Origin of the sequence: Streptomyces sp. Je 1-79, from assembly GCF_025195125.1 — a bacterium.
Classification (GTDB): domain Bacteria; phylum Actinomycetota; class Actinomycetes; order Streptomycetales; family Streptomycetaceae; genus Streptomyces.
On record NZ_JAMGSL010000006.1, the window covers coordinates 500,733 to 516,245 of the forward strand.

Here is a 15,513-nt window from a genome sequence, read left to right on the forward strand (position 1 = left end):
TCCGTGCCGGCTCTCCGGTCGTCGCCTACCCGGCCGTCTCGCTCCACGCCCACCACGGCGGCGCGATCCGGCGGCGGTCCTCGCCGGAGGGCGGCGCAGGGGCCGGGTCCTGGTCCCCGCTCAGCTCCGCCAGGAGCGTCCTGGTCCGTTCGACGTCGCTCCAGTCCACCTCGACCAGTGCGGCGGTCAGCCGCTGCCACTGCTCGGCCGCGGCGCGCAGGACCTCGCGCGCGCGGCCCGTACGGCCCATCAGCCGGAGCACCGCTCCCTGCGCGTGCAACGCGCGGGCACCGGTGATCGTGCCCGGAGTGTCGCCGTGCGCCGACCTGGCGTCCTCCCAGGACCGTTCGTACGCGGTGAGCGCGTCGCCCAGGCCGCCGTCCCGGGCCGACTCGCTCAACTCCAGTCTCACCCGTCCCAGTTGCAGCCACACCTCCGAGCGGAGTCCGAGGTCCCGGGTGGTGCGCGCGGCCTGCTCCAGGAGGTGGCGGCCCTCGAACAGGTCGGGCAGGAACCCGGCCCGGTGGAAACGCAGGGCGAGCACGCTGCCGATCAGGATCCGGGCCCTGGCGCGCTCCGGCGCCCCGGCCGGCAGGCGGGTGAAGGCCTCGCGCAGGACGCTCTCGGCGCGGTCGACGGGGGCCTGGCCGGGGGCGGCCGCCGCACGGCGCATCAGGGACTCGCCCCAGGACATCAGGATCCGGCCGCGCTGTCCGGAGTCGGCGGGGGCGAGCAGCGTCGCCTCCTCGTAGGCGGTGTCCGCGGCCGGTCCGTCGCCCGCGGTGTCGTGGAGCCGGGCACGCGCGGTCGTCCAGCGCAGCCGCAGGGCGACGCTGTCGCCCAGGAGCTCTCCCGCCCGGTCGAGTACGGGGGTGATCTCGCCCGGGTCGGTGCCGGCGAGGTGCAGGGCGTCGACCAGGTCGAGGAGCGCGGCGCCGCTCTCCCGGAGGGAGAGCGCGGTGGTGAGTTCGTCCGCCGCGGCGGCGCCGTCGCCGCGCGCGAGCAGCAGGCGCCCGCGGCGCAGGTGCAGGGTGTGGTGGTGGGCCTCGGGCCAGTCCGGCACGTCCCCGAAGAGCACGGCGAGGGCGTGGTCGAGGTGGGCGGGGTCGGCGGTGTGGCGCCACAGCGCGTGGTGGGCGACGGCCTGTTCGAGCCGGGCCTCGGCCCACTCCGCGCCCCCCGCTTCGGCGAGGTCCCCGGCCCGTTCCATCTCGGCCAGGGCGCGGGTCAGCAGCTCCCGGCGGCGTTCGGTGCCCTGGACGGCGGCGGTGCCGGACTCCGCGTACAGCACGCGTCCGAGCAGGATCCCGGCTTCGACGGGGTGCTCGGGCAGGGCGGCCTCGGCCTGTTGACGGGCGCGGACGAGCAGGGACGAGTCGGACTGCCCGAGCCACTGCTCGAACAGCCGTCGCGCCGCGGCCAGGGGGTCGGGGGTGATCAGGTCGGGATGGTAGAAGCGGAGCACGCGCGCGGGGATGCGGGCGAAGAGTTCGGGTTCCGTGCCGACCGGACCGCTGGGCTCGTCGGTCCCCTCGACCGCGCCGCCCGCGGCCGCCGGGCCGTCGCTGGTGGGGTGGCCCGCCAGCCGGGCGGCCGCGAGCGCCGGGAAGTTGCGCATGCCCTGGCCGAAATTGCGTTCCACGTACTCGGAGCAGTGCTTGAGGACGAGTGCGGCGGCGCTGCGGTCCAGGGAGCCGAGCAGATGCTGCTGGATGCCGGGCGGATAGCTGAAGCAGGGGTACGGCGAGGGGCCGGGCAGTTGTCGCAGCAGCCCGCTGAGCAGCACCTCGGCGAGCTCCATGGGCCCGGTGTCGGGCAGCATGGCGCGCTGCACGAGCTGCATCACGGGCAGGGCGAGCGGGGCGGCGGCGAGATGGACGGCGAGCCGCAGCGCGCCGGGCGAGGCGCCTGCGGTGAAGGCGCGCAGCAGCTCCTCGTCGCTGCGCGGGACGCGGGCCGGGCCGGGCGACGCGGACCGTACCGCGCTCACCGTCGGCGCGGCCGGCCGGGGCGCGTCGGGGGCGATCATGGCGGCCCAGCCGCGGACCGCGCCCGAGCCGTGTCCGGCGTGGAGCCGCGCCCAGGAGGCGAACGCCTCGGGCGTGGGCGTGAGCACGGGCACCGCGCGCGTGTCCGGGGCGGCGGGCTCCCAGGGCTCCTCGTCGGCCTGGAACCCGGTGTGCCCGCCGGGGGACGCGGGGCGGAGCAGCAGGCCCGGCTGGACGGAGAGCGCGGTCCGGGGCCAGAGCCTCGGGGGCAGCGGCTGGACGAGGGCGAGCGGCGACTGCCGGGGCCACTGCTGGATCAGCCGCTGGGCCGCGCCGCGCTGCCACAAGGGGCCGACACAGTCGCTGACGATCAGGGTGAGGCGGCGGCCGGTGGGGTCGTGGAGCTGGTCTCCGGGGCGCAGCCGGGGCCGGCCGTCGGGGCCCGAGGTGGTGGTGACCAGCGGCGCGCCGTCGCCGGTGTCGTACAGCCGGTGGACCTGGACGTCGCGGAAGGCGCCGGACTGCTGGCAGGCCTGGCGCAGCTCCTCGACCATGCGGGTCCAGACGACCATGGCGGGGCCGGTGTCCATGAGGAGCTGGATGTCGGGGCGGCGGCCGGGGGCGGGGCGCAGGACGGGGGTGAGGATGCCCGCGGCGGCGCTGCGTTCGGCGGTCGCCTCCTCGTCGAGCCGCCCTTCGCCGGGCCGGAGCGGGAAGTGGGCGTAGTGGCGCAGCGGGCGGAGCGCCTTCTGGAGGCCGAGGAGGCCGGGCAGGGCGTTGGCGCCGGGTGCGCGGACGGGGAGGGTCCTGCTCCGCTCCGTACGGGCGCCGCGCCGGCCCCCGGGTCCGACCAGCAGCGCGATGTCGACGCTGTCGCTGGGGCGGGCGCTCCGGCCTCCGTCGCCTCCGGTACCGGTGCCGGTGCGCTCACCCCGGCGGGTACGGCTGCCGTGGCCCGGAGCGCTCTCGTCGTCGGCGCCCGCCCCCGTCAGGAGCTCCCCGGTGGCGCCGTCGTCACCGGTGGCCGGATCTCGCCCCTCCTCCGCCGGTCCTGGCCCTCCCGGGCGCTCGCCGGAGTCGTCCGCCAGGTCGTTTCCCGGGCCGCCCCCGAGGCCGTCCGCCAGGTCGGGGGAAGCCCTCGGGAGCCACTGGGCGAGCCAGACGGCGTCCGCGACCTCCTCGGCCGTGGGGTCCTGGCCTCCCGCCCGCAGTCTGCGGGTGAGCTCTTCCAGATGCATCCGGTGCATCCGGCCATCACCTCGGCTGATCGAGCGGCTGCATGAGCATGTCCGCGATGCGTTCCCGGGTCACCCGCTCGGCGCGCGGGGCGTGCTGGGTCAGATAGATCGCGTTCAGGAGCTGGTCGGTGGCGATGACCTCGCCGGGTTCACGGTTCAGGAAGCGGCTGACCAGGCCCTCTTCGCCCGCCGCCGCGTCCGGCCCGAGGTGCGCCTCGATCATCGCGCCCAGCTGTTCCTCGCCCGGCGGCTCCAGCTCCAGGCGGATGCAGCGCCGCAACAGAGCGGCGGGGAAGTCCCGTTCACCGTTGGAGGTGAGCACGATGAACGGGAAGGTGGAGCAGCGGATCCGTCCGCCCTGGACGGGGACCTTGCGCCCGTCGTCCGTCAGCACCTGGACCACCGGCTCACGGTCGGCGAGCCGCTCCAGCTCCGGAATGGCGAACTCGCCCTCCTCCAGGGCGTTCAGCAGGTCGTTCGGCAGGTCGAGGTCGCTCTTGTCGAGCTCGTCGATGAGAAGGACGCGGGGCTGCTCGGAGGGGAGCAGCGCGGTGCCGAGCGGTCCGAGCCGGATGTACGAGCCGATGCCCGCGGGGGTCGCGGCGGGCACCGTCGACCCGGGCTGCGCCCGCTCCAGCTGGACGTCCTGGAGGCGGCCGATGGCGTCGTAGCGGTAGAGCCCGTCCTGGAGGGTGGACCGGCTGACGATCGGCCAGCGCAGCACGCGGCCCAGGCCCAGTTCATGGGCGACGGCGTGGGCGAGGGTGGACTTCCCGGTGCCGGGGTTGCCGGTGACCAGGAGCGGCCGGCGCAGATAGAGCGCCGCGTTGACGGCGTCGGTCTCGGCGGGCCGCGGGTGGTGGTTCTGGACCAGGCGGCGGCGCACACCGAGCCGCCGGTCGGAGCCGGCCTGGGTGTCGTCCGCCCCGCCGGTCGAGAAGTCCCGCCAGGGTGGCGGGGCGGGCAACCGCTGTATCTCGTCGTGCGGGTGGCCGGCCCCACGGTAGATCCGCCAATCGTTCACGGTGAACTCCTCCTGGCTGTGGTGTCGTGGCCCGGCCTGTCGAAAATACCGCCCGCCCCCACGGGCTGCCGACGCTCAAACCGGACCGATTGTCCGGCCGTTCGGGGGGTCGTGCGGGGGGGGTGTTCGGGGGTTCGCTCGGGGAGTCGTTCGCTCGGTTCTCGGGGGGCGTGCGCCGCGTTCCTGTTCGCCGAGTCGTGCGCGGAGTCACCAGTCCTCCTCGCCGAGCATCGGCGGTCCCTGGAGCGGATCTTCGTGCGGCGGGCGGTCGGGGGGATCGAAGAGGACGGCGAGATGCTCGGCCCAGCCGTGCTCCGTCCGTACGGGAGGACCGGGCTCCGCGGTCCCGGGCGACGACTCGGCGTCCGTGTCCCAGGGCGGGTCATCCGGATCCAGGCCGGCTCCGAAGTCCGCGGCAGCGGCCACCCGCTTGCGCAGGGAGAGGACCGGCCCGTGCAGCCCGTCGGCCTTCCCCGCCTCCGCGAGCAGCCTGCCCGCCCGCTCGTGGAACTCGACGCAGTCCACGTGGTCATGGGCACCGCCGCGCCACAAGGCGATGGGGTGCCCGGCGGCGAGCGCGGCGGCCATGGCCTTGAGTCCGTCGCCGCTGCCCACCGGGCCGCAGTAGACGGGAACCGAGCCGTCCTCGGCCTCGGAGAGCCGTACCCAGGCCTGCCGCGGGGACTCCCGGCGGAGCCGCGCCGCGTGGGCGTCCCCTCCCGCCGTGAGCGTCTCGGCGCGCAGCGGCACCGCCCTGAGCGGTCCGAGGCCGGCCGTACGCCACCGCCTGTGCCACTCGGGCGCCGGTGGCCGCGCGTGGCGGCCGGCGTCCCGTATGACGACGATCCGGCGGTGGCCGAGGGGCAGAGAGCGTTCGTCGAAGAGCTCGTCGTCGGGCGAGAGCCGCCAGGTGTCGAGGGGTTCGTCGAAGAGCTCGCGCGGCAACAGCGCCTCGACGGCGGCCAGATGCTCGCCCCGGTCGCCCCGGGCCAGCGCGTCCGCGAGCGGCTCCCGGAGGGTGTCCCGGAGCCGCTCGCGCTCGACTCCCTCGTCGTCGCCGTGCAGCGGCGTGATCGTGCGCCCGTCGAAGAGCAGCTTCACCCGCCAGGGGAACTTCCGGCCGTAGCGCGGGGTGTCGATCTCGACGAGGACGTCCGCCCGGGCGCCGGGCTCGCGGGCCGGGCGACCGCCGGCGGGACGGCCGGCCGCGATCGCCGCGGCGATCGCCTGACGGGTGCGCAGCGGTGTCTCGGCAGCGGCGTCGGTGACCCAGGCGGCCAGGCCGCGGATCGCCGCGCTGTCCCCGTGCCGCTCCCTGACGTGCCGGGCGACCTTCGCCGCGTACACGAGCACGGCGTGCAGACCGAGGCCGTACGCCGTCTCCTCGTTCGGCTCGTGGAGTTCGTGGAGTTCGTGGAGCAGACCGACGCCCTCGCGCCAGGTCTGCGGGGCGACTTCGATCACGGGCCGCAGGTCGTGGCCGACCGTCAGCCGCCGGGCCTCGTCGACGAGATGCAGCACGTCGCCGGGGACCGTGGGCGGGAGCAGTTCGGCGAGGCGCCCGTACAGATGGATACGGCGTCCGGGGTCGAGGCCGCCCTGGGCGGTGGGGGGACGGTACCGGAGCTGCGCCCTGGTCCAGTCGGGCTCGCCGGAGAGGGAGCGGTAGCGGGCGAGGTGGTGCCGGTCGTGCTCGCGCATGACCTCGGCGAGCACCTCGCCGCCGCGCTCCCGGTGCAGCCGGTGCAGGGAGGCGATGGGGACGGCGGCTCCCTCGTCCGCGCCGCGCCCCTTGTTGAGGCCGATGACGACCGCGCGGTCGAGGTCGACGACAGGCCCGCCGGAGAGCCCCTCCACGGGCTGTGTCCCGCGCAGCAGGAGGGCCTCGCCGTCGACGCCGTGGACCTCGCCGACGGCCTCGCGGATCCCGAGCCTGCCGGTCACCCGCGACCAGCCGTGCAGCGCGACCGGGATGGGCTCGGCGATCACGGGCCTGCGCTCACTGAGCCGTACGCAACTGACGTCCCGGGCGTCGGGAACACGGACGAGCGCGAGGTCCGGGAAGTCCCAGCGGTCCAGCTCCTCGTCGGGCGCGGCGGGGCGCGGGCTGGCCAGGACGACCTCGCCGGTCGTCACTCCGCCGTCCCAGACGATGCCGACGGCCCGCTCCCCCTTCCACACCGCGCTTCCCCCCTTGGCCACGACATGGGCGCAGGTCAGCACCCAGCCGGGGGCGATGAAGAAGCCGGTGCCCCAGTACCGGTCGCCGAGCGGGTCATACCCGTCGCCGGGAGCCGCGATGCGTACCAGTGCGGGGCGCACGAGGGATTCGACGGCGCTCATACGGCGCCATCGGCCGCCGGACGGGGGAGCGGTCCGGTGTCGGGATCCGGCCCGGCTCCGGGCGGCGGTCCGTTGTCGGGATCCGGCCCGGCTCCGGGCGGCGCCGGGGCCGGGCCCGGTTCGGTCCAGGTGAGGGTGACCGAGATCGAGGCCGTGCCGCCGCCCTCCGCCAGGACGCTGATCACCTTGCCCGCCTGGGCGGAGAGTTCGATGCCGAAGCTGACGGCGACCTCGACCGGCGACTGGGGGTCGAGACCGTCCCGCAGCGAGCCGACCACCCCGCGTACGACGTCGGTGAGGCCCCCGGCCATCGAGACCACCCGGTCACCGATGCCGGTGTCGGTGAAGCCGCTTCCCCGGCGCAGCTCGTCCGGCTCGCTGATGCGGGCCCAGACGGGTGTGCCGTCGTCCAGTCGTATCCGAGCGATCCCGTGCGTCACAGCGGCCCCCCGCTCCCCGAAACGATGATGAAGCAGGCTAATCCCTGCCGCTGACGAGCGCGAGGGGCCGTGGGGACCACGGCCTATCCTGATCGCATGTACTTCACTGACCGTGGCATCGAGGAACTGGAGAAGCGGCGCGGCGAGGAGGAGGTCTCCTTCGAGTGGCTCGCCGAGCAGCTGCGTACGTTCGTCGATCTCAACCCCGACTTCGAGGTGCCGGTCGAGCGCCTCGCGACCTGGCTGGCCCGTCTGGACGACGAGGACGAGGACGAGGAGTGACGACGGTCGGGGCCCCCGCCCGGGTCCCTGACCTCGCCTCTCACCGACCGCGTACCCTCACCGCGCCCTCTCGACAGCGCGGGTCCGCCTCCGCCGCAGGGTCTCACTGACTTCGCAGGCGGTCGTACGCGAGACCCAGCGCCCCGTGGACGACGAGCAGCGCCCCCGCCGCCGCCCAGCCTCCGCTGCGGCGGCCGAGGCCCCAGGCGAGCAGCGGCAGCCCCGCCCCGAGTTGGGCCGCGCCGAGCAGCCGGGCCCTGGGACCGCGCAGATACGGGCCGAAGGGGCCTCCCTCCACCGCGTCGAGTTCGGCCCGTACGGCGTCGCGCCAGCCGGACCATTCGAGCTCTTCGGCCCCCTGTGCCAGGGCGACCGAGCGGAGCCGGTCGGCGCTCTCGCCGGGGGTGATTCCGGTGGGCAGGTCGAGGCCGAGGCGGGCGAGGACGGCCGTGAGGCCGATGAGCCGGGCGTGCGCGTCGGCGTCCTTGTCGGGTTCGGTGAGCGGCTCCAGGGCCTGCGCGTCGAGTACGGGGTCGAGGGCGAGCCGGGCCGCGAAGGTGCGCATGGCCTCGTCCTCGCCGGCCGGGGTGCCGTCCGCGAGCCAGGTGTAGCCGACGGTGCGGCGGAACCCGGCGGCGAGGATGTATCCGGCCCGGTCCGCGTCCCACCAGAGCGCGAGGACGGGCCAGGTGGCGGCGGAGACGGCCAGCGCGGTGGCCCAGCCGGTGACGACCCGGTCGACGGGCTCGCCGCCGTGGAGCCAGGGCTTTCCCTCCGGGACGACGACGCTCCATTCGGTTCCGGCCGGGGCGAGGAGGAGTTCTTCGCGCAGCAGTTGGGCCGGTGGGCGGACCGCCGCGGGCTCGGCGCGGCAGAGCAGCAGCGCCCCGACGGATCTCGATCCGGATGTCGCGTTCATGGGCCTTACGCTAGGGCAATTTGTCACGGTACGAGGGTGAATGGCGGCCCGCGCCCCCTCGAAACGGGGGTTGACTTCCCCGTACCGCGATATATCGTGTCTATGGAGAGACACGATATGTTGCGTCACCGAACGGGAGGTCAGCACGATGACAGAGTGGTCCGTGGCCGAGCCGACGAAACTCACGCTGACCGACCCCGTGACCCGCCTCCAGGTGCGCGTCGTCAACGGCACGGTGAACGTGGTGGGGACCGACGAGAGCACCGCCCGCCTGGAGGTCTCCGACATCAAGGGCCCGCCGCTGATCGTGACCCAGGAGGGCTCGACCCTCACCGTCACGTACGAGGACCTGCACTGGAAGGGCTTCCTCAAGTGGTTCGACCGCAGCGGGCACCGTCGGCGGGCCGTCGTGTCGGTGGCCGTCCCGGCCGGTGCGGACGTCGAGGTGGGTGTGGTCGGCGCGGGAGCGGTGATCTCCGGCGTCAGGGGGCGTACGGACGTCAAGGGCGTCACGGGTGACACCACCCTCGTCGGGCTCTCCGGCCCGGTCCGCGCGGAGAGCGTCTCCGGCTCCCTGGAGGCCCAGTCGGTCACGGGCGCGCTGCGGTTCAACTCGGTGACGGGCGACCTGACGGTCATCGACGGCTCGGGCGCCTCCGTCCGGGCCGACACGGTCAGCGGGGACATGGTGATCGATCTCGACGCCGGCGATCTGGACGGCCCGCCCGCCGACATCCGGCTCACCAGCGTCTCCGGCGAGGTCGCGATCCGGCTCCCGCACCCCACGGACGCCCGGGTCGAGGCGAGCACCACGAGCGGCTCCGTCTCCAACGCCTTCGACAGCCTGCGGGTCACGGGGCAGTGGGGCCCCAAGACCGTCACCGGCACCCTCGGAGAGGGCCGCGGCACGCTCAAGGCCACGACGGTCTCCGGCTCGGTCGCCCTCCTGCGCCGCCCGGACCCGGTCGGCTCCGACGACTTCGACACCACGTCCTCCGGAAAGGTGCTCTGACATGCCGCCCGTCTTCGCCCACGGCCGACTGCGCCTCTATCTGCTGAAGCTCCTCGACGAGGCCCCCCGCCACGGGTACGAGGTGATCCGGCTCCTGGAGGAGCGGTTCCACGGCCTGTACGCCCCCTCGGCCGGCACGGTCTACCCCCGGCTCGCCAAGCTGGAGGCGGAGGGCCTGGTCACGCACGCCACGGAGGGCGGCCGCAAGGTGTACTCGATCACCGACGCGGGCCGCGCCGAGCTGGCGGGCCGCGGCGGCGAACTCGACGACCTGGAGCGGGAGATCCGCGAGTCGGTCTCGGAGCTCGCCGCCGAGATCCGCGACGACGTGCGCGGGGCGGCGGGCAAGCTGCGCAGCGAGATGCGCGCCGCGGCGAGCGAGACCCGCCAGAAGGGCTCCTCGTTCGCCGACACCAAGGAGGAGCTGCGCCGCGCCAAGCAGGAGTGGAGGGAACAGACCCGGCAGGCCCGCGAGGAGGCGCAGTCGGCGCGCAGGCAGGCCAAGGAGTTCCAGCGGATCGCCCAGCAGGTCCAGGACCAGGTCCAGGACCGCTTCGCACGCGGTGACTGGCCGTCGGGGGTCTGGGAGGGCATCTCGGACATCACCGCACAGCTGGGCGGCCTCGTCACGGGCACCACGCACCCCAAGGCCTCGGGCCGGGCCGCCTCCCCCGAGGAGGCCGTCTCGGACTGGGCCAGGACGGTCGAGTCCACCGGCGACCCGGCGCGCGATCTGGACCGGCTCCTGGACCGCTTCCGCGACGACGTCCGTGACGCGGCCCGGGACCACGGTGTGACGGCGGCCCAGCTGGCCGAGGCCCGCCGCCATCTGTCGACCGCGGCGGACCGGGTCACCTCCCTGCTCCGCCCGGAGCGCCAGGAGTCATAGGGAGTCCTGGGAAGTCGCAGGGGGTGGGGCGCCGGGGGTCAGGAGGCCTGGGGTGCGCCGCGGGTGACCGTGACCGTCACCCGCGCCCCGGGCACCGCGAGGACCCAGGCCCTGCCCGCGCCCCCGCGGAGGACCACCGCCTTCCCCCGGGCCGTCACCTGCCAGGCGCCCGGGGGAAGGGACAGCTCGGTGACCCGGGGGCCACGCCGGGAGGACTCGTACGCCAGCCGGTAGACGCCGGCCCCGGAGTCGTACGCGGAGGAGGTGACCCTGCCCGCGACCGCCTCCGCGTAGGGCTCGGCGGTCAGCTCCTTGTTCGTACGGAAGGACCCGGCGCCGTCCACCGCGCAGTACCCGCCGCCGTAGCACCACACATAGCCGGCCCACCCGCTGCCGTACCGGCCCAGGGAGGCCATCGCCTCGCGGTAGAAGCGGTTCATGTTCGGCAGGGAGTTGTTGAGCGGGCCCCACTCCCCCACGACGACCGGGACCTTGTACTCCTCCGGGTAGCGGGTCACGGCCTGCTCGTACGTCTCGATCCAGCCGGCCGCCGGGTCGTAGTCGGCGCCCGCCTCCATGGCGGTGTTGTAGAAGTGCGGGGCGTAGACGACCTTCGGATCGTCGATCCTGCCGAGGCCCGTCGGCACGCCCTCGCCGACGATCGGGGTCGGCTCGACGAAGACCCAGGTGTGCCGGTCCACCGAACGGACCGCGTCCGCCAGCCGGTTGTACATCGGCGTCAGCTGCTCGCGCTCGATCCGCCGGGCGGCCGTCGGCAGGTCCTCGCCCTCCCGCAGCTCCCCCATCGGCTCGTTGATCAGGTCGTAGCCGAGGACGGCCGGATGGCCCTCGAAGCGGTCGGCGAGTACGCGCCACATCGCCGCCTGGGCACTCCGCAGGTCCTCGTCCTCGTAGAGATGCGTGAACGCGCGCTGCACGGCCGGCTCGAAGTACTCGGAGAACCAGTCGTCCGGGCGCGGGGTGAAGGGCAGGCCGTCCGTCCTGGTCGCCCAGGCGGGCACGCCCCGGTGCCCGAAGGCGGGGCCGAAGACGTCCTGGTGGGCGTCGATGAGGACATGGACGTCGTACTTCTCCGCCCAGTCCAGGACGCGCTCGACCTTCCGCAGATAGGCCTGGCTGTACCGGCCGCGCGTGGGCTCCAGGTCGTCCCAGAAGACGAGCAGCCGGGCGAAGTTGAAGCCCTTGGCGCGCATGTCCCGGAAGTGGCGTTCGGTGATGGCGCTGAGGGCCTTCTCACCGCGGTTCGCCTTGTCCTCGACGTTCCAGCCGCGCAGGGTCAGGGCGCGGCCGCGGTCGTCGGTGAGGACGGGTATGCCGCCGCCGTCCGGGCTCCCGGCCTCCCGCGCCTGGGCGGTCGCGCCGGTCGGGGCGAGGAGCGCGGCGACAACGGCGCCTGTGGCAAGGGTCGTTCGCAACAAGGGAACCTCCGGCACGACGGTGTGAGCGCAGTGCCGGAGATCCCATCAGCAGATCTGACGATGTATCAAGAGTTTGTCAGGACGATCTTTCCGAAGAGCTCGCCCGAGGCCATCTTCTCGAAGCCCTCGCGGGCCCGGTCCAGCGGCAGCACCTCGTCGATCACCGGCCGCAGGCCCGTGGCGGCGCAGAACGACAGCAGGTCCTCCAGCTCGTCCTTCGTCCCCATCGTGGAGCCGACGACCTTCAGCTCCAGGAAGAAGATCCGGGTCAGCTCGGCGTGCGAGGGGCGGTCGCCGCTCGTGGCGCCCGAGATCACCAGGGTGCCGCCGGGCCGTAGCGACTTGACCGAGTGCGACCAGGTGGCGGCGCCGACGGTCTCGATGACGGCGTCCACGCGCTTCGGCAGCCGCGCGCCCGGCTCGTACGCCTCGACGGCGCCGAGCTCGACGGCCCGCTTCCGCTTGGCCTCGTCCCGGCTGGTGGCGAAGACCCGCAGGCCCGCGGCCTTGCCCAGGGCGATGGCGGCGGTGGCGACCCCGCCGCCCGCGCCCTGCACCAGGATCGAGTCGCCGGGGCGCACGCCCGCGTTGGTGAAGATCATCCGGTACGCGGTGAGCCAGGCGGTCGGGAGGCAGGCGGCCTCCTCGAAGGAGAGCTCCTTGGGCTTGGGGAGCACGTTCCAGGAGGGGACGGTGACGCGCTCGGCGAAGGTGCCCTGGTAGCGCTCGGTCAGGATGGAGCGGGGCTCGTCGGGGCCGACCCCGTGGCCGGACTGGCCGATGACGGAGTGCAGGACGACCTCGTCGCCGTTCTCGTCGATGCCCGCGGCGTCGCAGCCGAGGATCATCGGCAGCCTCTCCTCGGGGAGCCCGACCCCGCGCAGTGACCAGAGGTCGTGGTGGTTGAGCGAGGCGGCCTTGACGGTGACGGTGGTCCACCCGGGACGCACCTCGGGCTCGGGCCGTTCACCCAACACAAGGCCGTTCAAGGGCTGGTCACGGTCGATTCGGGCGGCGTAGGCAGCGAACATGGGGCTGAGATTAAGGGCCGACGGGGAGGCCGGGGAACCGCGCCACGGTGTGACGCATGTCCCTCACGCCTCCCGGCCGGCGGCGCCCCACCACGGCCGTCCCCACCGGGCTCGCCCCGGACATGCGAAAGGGCCCCGACCGGTCCGGATGGACGAACGGTTCGGGGCCCTCTGCGAGCCGGGTCAGCGGCGCGCGACACCCTCGGCGCGCGCGGCGGCGGCGACCGCGGCCGCGACGGCCGGGGCGACACGCTCGTCGAAGGGCGACGGGATCACGCAGTCGGCGGAGAGCTCGTCGGCGACCACGCCCGCGATCGCGTCGGCCGCGGCGATCTTCATGCCCTCGGTGATCCGGGAGGCCCGGACCTGGAGGGCGCCCGCGAAGATGCCGGGGAACGCGAGCACGTTGTTGATCTGGTTCGGGTAGTCCGAACGCCCGGTCGCCACGACGGCCGCGTACTTGTGCGCGACGTCGGGGTGGACCTCCGGGTTCGGGTTGGCCATGGCGAACACGAACGCGTTCGGCGCCATGGACGCGACCGCGGCCTCCGGGACCGTACCGCCGGAGACGCCGATGAAGACGTCCGCGCCGGCCAGGGCGGTCTCCAGGGAGCCGGAGAGGCCGGCCTTGTTCGTGATCTCCGCGAGCTCGCGCTTGACCGGGGTCAGGTCGTCCCGGTCGAGGCTGACGATGCCCTTGCGGTCAGCGACGGCCACGTCGCCGAGCCCCGCCTCCAGCAGGAACTTGGCGATGGCGACCCCGGCCGCGCCGGCGCCGGAGATGACTCCGCGCAGCTCACCGAGGGTACGGCCGGTCAGCTTCGCCGCGTTGCGGAGCGCGGCGAGGGTGACCACCGCGGTGCCGTGCTGGTCGTCATGGAAGACGGGGATGTCGAGGCGCTCCTGGAGCTTGCGCTCGATCTCGAAGCACCGCGGCGCCGAGATGTCCTCCAGGTTCACCCCACCGAAGGAGGGGGCGAGCCGGACGACGGTCTCCACGATCTCGTCGGTGTCGGTGGTGGCGAGCGCGATCGGCACCGCGTCCACGCCGCCGAACTGCTTGAAGAGGATCGCTTTCCCCTCCATGACCGGAAGCGAGGCCTCCGGGCCGATGTCGCCGAGTCCGAGCACCGCCGTACCGTCGGTCACGACCGCGACGACCTGGGACTTCCAGGTGTAGTCGTGGACCAGCTCCGGCTGCTCGGCAATCGCGGTGCACACCTTGGCGACGCCGGGCGTGTACGCGAGGGACAAGTCGTCCTTGTCGCGCAGCGGCACCGTGGCCGAGATGGCCATCTTGCCGCCGCGGTGCAGCGCGAAGGCCGGGTCGAAGGGCTCCTGAGCCCCTTCCGTGCCGCTGTCGCTGCGAGGATTGACGATCTCCGCTGCCATTGGGTTGACCCCTTAAGTCTTCTTCATTTGAGGGTGGCCACTCCTTGATGAGGAGGGGTGGGTGGGTCCCGCGGTCGCCGTGTCTGGCAACCGCGCGGGCGCGCCGCACAACGCGCCCTGAGCCCCGGATGAGGGGTGTAAGGATCCTTCTTACCGGACGTACATCACCGTAGACGAGTCCAATACGGAGCGGTGATGCGACTCATACGGACGCAATGGCACCTTGCGCAGAGCAGGCGCGTCGCCCCATGTCCGGATACGTTCTTATGTAGACCGGATGGTGGCCTTCGTGACGTCCGGATGGCGAGGTCAACCGGAGATTTTCCGGCTCCGGCTGGAATTTCCGGGAAGAGGTTCGGCCCGTGTTCACCGGCCGGACGAGGTTCGGGGGTCACCCGTTATCCGATTTTGACATGCGTGCCCGTCTGTTTGACGCGGTCCGAATGGCAAGATGCGCGTAATCACACGAGGTCGCGACACCCGAAGGTGCGTGCGCGCGGCCTATGGCAACTCCCTCATACGCCGGAGGAACCCGACCATGACCGCACGCTCCACGCGCCGCACGACCGCCGCCAAGACCCGCACGTCCCGTCTTGCCGCGGTCGCCGCCATCGCGGTCGCCGGCTCCATGCTGATGACCGCCTGCGGCGACCAGACCGAGGGCGGCTCCGCCGAGGGCACCAAGACCGGCGCCGCCTCCAGCGCTCCGCTCTTCTCCAAGCTGCCCGCCGACATCCAGAAGGCCGGCGTCATCAAGGTCGGCACGGACGCCACGTACGCCCCCATGGAGTTCAAGGAGGGCGACAAGGTCGTCGGTGTCGACCCCGACATCGCCGCCGCCCTGTCGAAGCAGCTCGGTGTGGACTTCCAGTTCAACAGCGGCACCTTCGACACGCTGCTCACCGCGCTGCCGACCGGCCGTACGGACATCGTGATGTCCTCGATGACCGACACCAAGGCCCGCCAGGAGGGTCTGGACGACAAGGGCCAGAAGGTCGGAACGGGTGTCGACTTCGTCGACTACTTCACCGCCTCCACCGGCATCCTGGTGAAGAAGGGCAACCCGGAGAACATCAAGTCCCTCGACGACCTGTGCGGCAAGAAGCTCGCGGTCCAGCGGGGCACCACGTACGAGCAGGCCGCCAAGGACCAGGCCGAGAAGTGCAAGAAGGACGGCAAGCCGGCCCTCACCTTCGAGTCCTTCCCGACCGACGCCGAGGCCCAGACCCGCGTCAAGGCCGGCGGCGCCGTCGCCGACCTGAACGACTCGCCGGTCGCCGCGTACATCGCGAAGACCGCGGGCGGTGGCAACGACTTCGAGGCCATCGCCAACAAGACGGACGCGGGCTTCTTCGGCATCGCGGTCGACAAGAAGGACACGCAGCTGCGTGACGCGCTCAAGGAAGCCCTGGACGCCATCATCAAGGACGGCACCTACAAGGCGGCGCTGGACAAGTGGAACGCCGGGGACGGCGCGATCCCCGCGGCCAAGATCAACGGCGGCTCCTGATCCCTA

General features: G+C 73.3%; 12 protein-coding genes. 4 read left to right on the plus strand and 8 right to left on the minus strand.

Translation table 11 applies throughout. From position 1 onward, the window contains the following. Positions 1-25 precede the first annotated feature (25 nt). The 4 genes from M5362_RS15150 to M5362_RS15165 form a co-directional block, all read right to left on the minus strand. Entirely contained in the window at positions 26-3,235 is a 3,210-nt protein-coding gene (locus M5362_RS15150; protein WP_260228026.1) for an SAV_2336 N-terminal domain-related protein, read from the minus strand. A gap of 7 nt (positions 3,236-3,242) precedes the next feature. After that, entirely contained in the window at positions 3,243-4,250 is a 1,008-nt protein-coding gene (locus tag M5362_RS15155; protein WP_260228027.1) for a MoxR family ATPase, read from the minus strand. A 207-nt stretch (positions 4,251-4,457) separates the two neighbouring features. Then, positions 4,458-6,593: a serine protease gene (locus M5362_RS15160; protein ID WP_260228028.1), complete on the minus strand. Its 2,136-nt coding sequence runs from the start codon at positions 6,591-6,593 to the stop codon at positions 4,458-4,460. Next, positions 6,590-7,033, minus strand: a complete 444-nt coding sequence (locus M5362_RS15165) for a CU044_2847 family protein (RefSeq protein WP_260228029.1) — start codon at positions 7,031-7,033, stop codon at positions 6,590-6,592. Before M5362_RS15165 ends, M5362_RS15160 begins: the two co-directional genes overlap by 4 nt. Before the next feature lie 96 nt (positions 7,034-7,129). Here M5362_RS15165 and M5362_RS15170 point away from each other — a divergent pair, with 96 nt between their 5' ends. Beyond that, positions 7,130-7,315, plus strand: a complete 186-nt coding sequence (locus M5362_RS15170) for a DUF6104 family protein (protein ID WP_260228030.1) — start codon at positions 7,130-7,132, stop codon at positions 7,313-7,315. A 103-nt stretch (positions 7,316-7,418) separates the two neighbouring features. Here the strand turns inward: M5362_RS15170 and M5362_RS15175 are convergent, their stop codons facing one another. After that, complete coding sequence (locus M5362_RS15175) at positions 7,419-8,234, minus strand: hypothetical protein (RefSeq protein WP_260228031.1); 816 nt, start codon at positions 8,232-8,234, stop codon at positions 7,419-7,421. A gap of 148 nt (positions 8,235-8,382) precedes the next feature. On the opposite strand from M5362_RS15175, the gene M5362_RS15180 reads away from it, so the two are divergent. After that, positions 8,383-9,246: a DUF4097 domain-containing protein gene (locus tag M5362_RS15180; RefSeq protein ID WP_260228032.1), complete on the plus strand. Its 864-nt coding sequence runs from the start codon at positions 8,383-8,385 to the stop codon at positions 9,244-9,246. 1 nt (position 9,247) lies between these two features. Further along, positions 9,248-10,135, plus strand: coding sequence for a PadR family transcriptional regulator (locus M5362_RS15185; protein ID WP_260228033.1), 888 nt, complete (start codon positions 9,248-9,250; stop codon positions 10,133-10,135). Between the two features lie 38 nt (positions 10,136-10,173). Here M5362_RS15185 and M5362_RS15190 read toward each other — a convergent pair whose 3' ends face one another. From M5362_RS15190 to M5362_RS15200, 3 genes are all read right to left on the minus strand, one after another. Then, complete coding sequence (locus tag M5362_RS15190) at positions 10,174-11,574, minus strand: cellulase family glycosylhydrolase (protein ID WP_260228034.1); 1,401 nt, start codon at positions 11,572-11,574, stop codon at positions 10,174-10,176. A 65-nt stretch (positions 11,575-11,639) separates the two neighbouring features. After that, positions 11,640-12,605: a zinc-binding dehydrogenase gene (locus M5362_RS15195; protein ID WP_260228035.1), complete on the minus strand. Its 966-nt coding sequence runs from the start codon at positions 12,603-12,605 to the stop codon at positions 11,640-11,642. Between the two features lie 183 nt (positions 12,606-12,788). After that, positions 12,789-13,997: an NADP-dependent malic enzyme gene (locus tag M5362_RS15200; RefSeq protein WP_260228036.1), complete on the minus strand. Its 1,209-nt coding sequence runs from the start codon at positions 13,995-13,997 to the stop codon at positions 12,789-12,791. A 538-nt stretch (positions 13,998-14,535) separates the two neighbouring features. Between M5362_RS15200 and M5362_RS15205 the strand changes: the two genes are divergently transcribed. Further along, a complete protein-coding gene (locus tag M5362_RS15205) occupies positions 14,536-15,507 on the plus strand; it encodes an ABC transporter substrate-binding protein (RefSeq protein ID WP_260228037.1) in 972 nt (323 codons plus the stop codon). Positions 15,508-15,513 lie beyond the last annotated feature (6 nt).

What these genes read in the sequence shown, in the direction of transcription:
- M5362_RS15205 (WP_260228037.1), top strand. Translation starts at nt 14,536, where the DNA reads ATGACCGCACGCTCCACGCGCCGCACGACCGCCGCCAAGACCCGCACG.
- M5362_RS15150 (WP_260228026.1), bottom strand. Translation starts at nt 3,235, where the DNA reads ATGCACCGGATGCATCTGGAAGAGCTCACCCGCAGACTGCGGGCGGGA.
- M5362_RS15185 (WP_260228033.1), top strand. Translation starts at nt 9,248, where the DNA reads ATGCCGCCCGTCTTCGCCCACGGCCGACTGCGCCTCTATCTGCTGAAG.
- M5362_RS15200 (WP_260228036.1), bottom strand. Translation starts at nt 13,997, where the DNA reads ATGGCAGCGGAGATCGTCAATCCTCGCAGCGACAGCGGCACGGAAGGG.
- M5362_RS15170 (WP_260228030.1), top strand. Translation starts at nt 7,130, where the DNA reads ATGTACTTCACTGACCGTGGCATCGAGGAACTGGAGAAGCGGCGCGGC.
- M5362_RS15160 (WP_260228028.1), bottom strand. Translation starts at nt 6,593, where the DNA reads ATGAGCGCCGTCGAATCCCTCGTGCGCCCCGCACTGGTACGCATCGCG.
- M5362_RS15175 (WP_260228031.1), bottom strand. Translation starts at nt 8,234, where the DNA reads ATGAACGCGACATCCGGATCGAGATCCGTCGGGGCGCTGCTGCTCTGC.
- M5362_RS15180 (WP_260228032.1), top strand. Translation starts at nt 8,383, where the DNA reads ATGACAGAGTGGTCCGTGGCCGAGCCGACGAAACTCACGCTGACCGAC.
- M5362_RS15195 (WP_260228035.1), bottom strand. Translation starts at nt 12,605, where the DNA reads ATGTTCGCTGCCTACGCCGCCCGAATCGACCGTGACCAGCCCTTGAAC.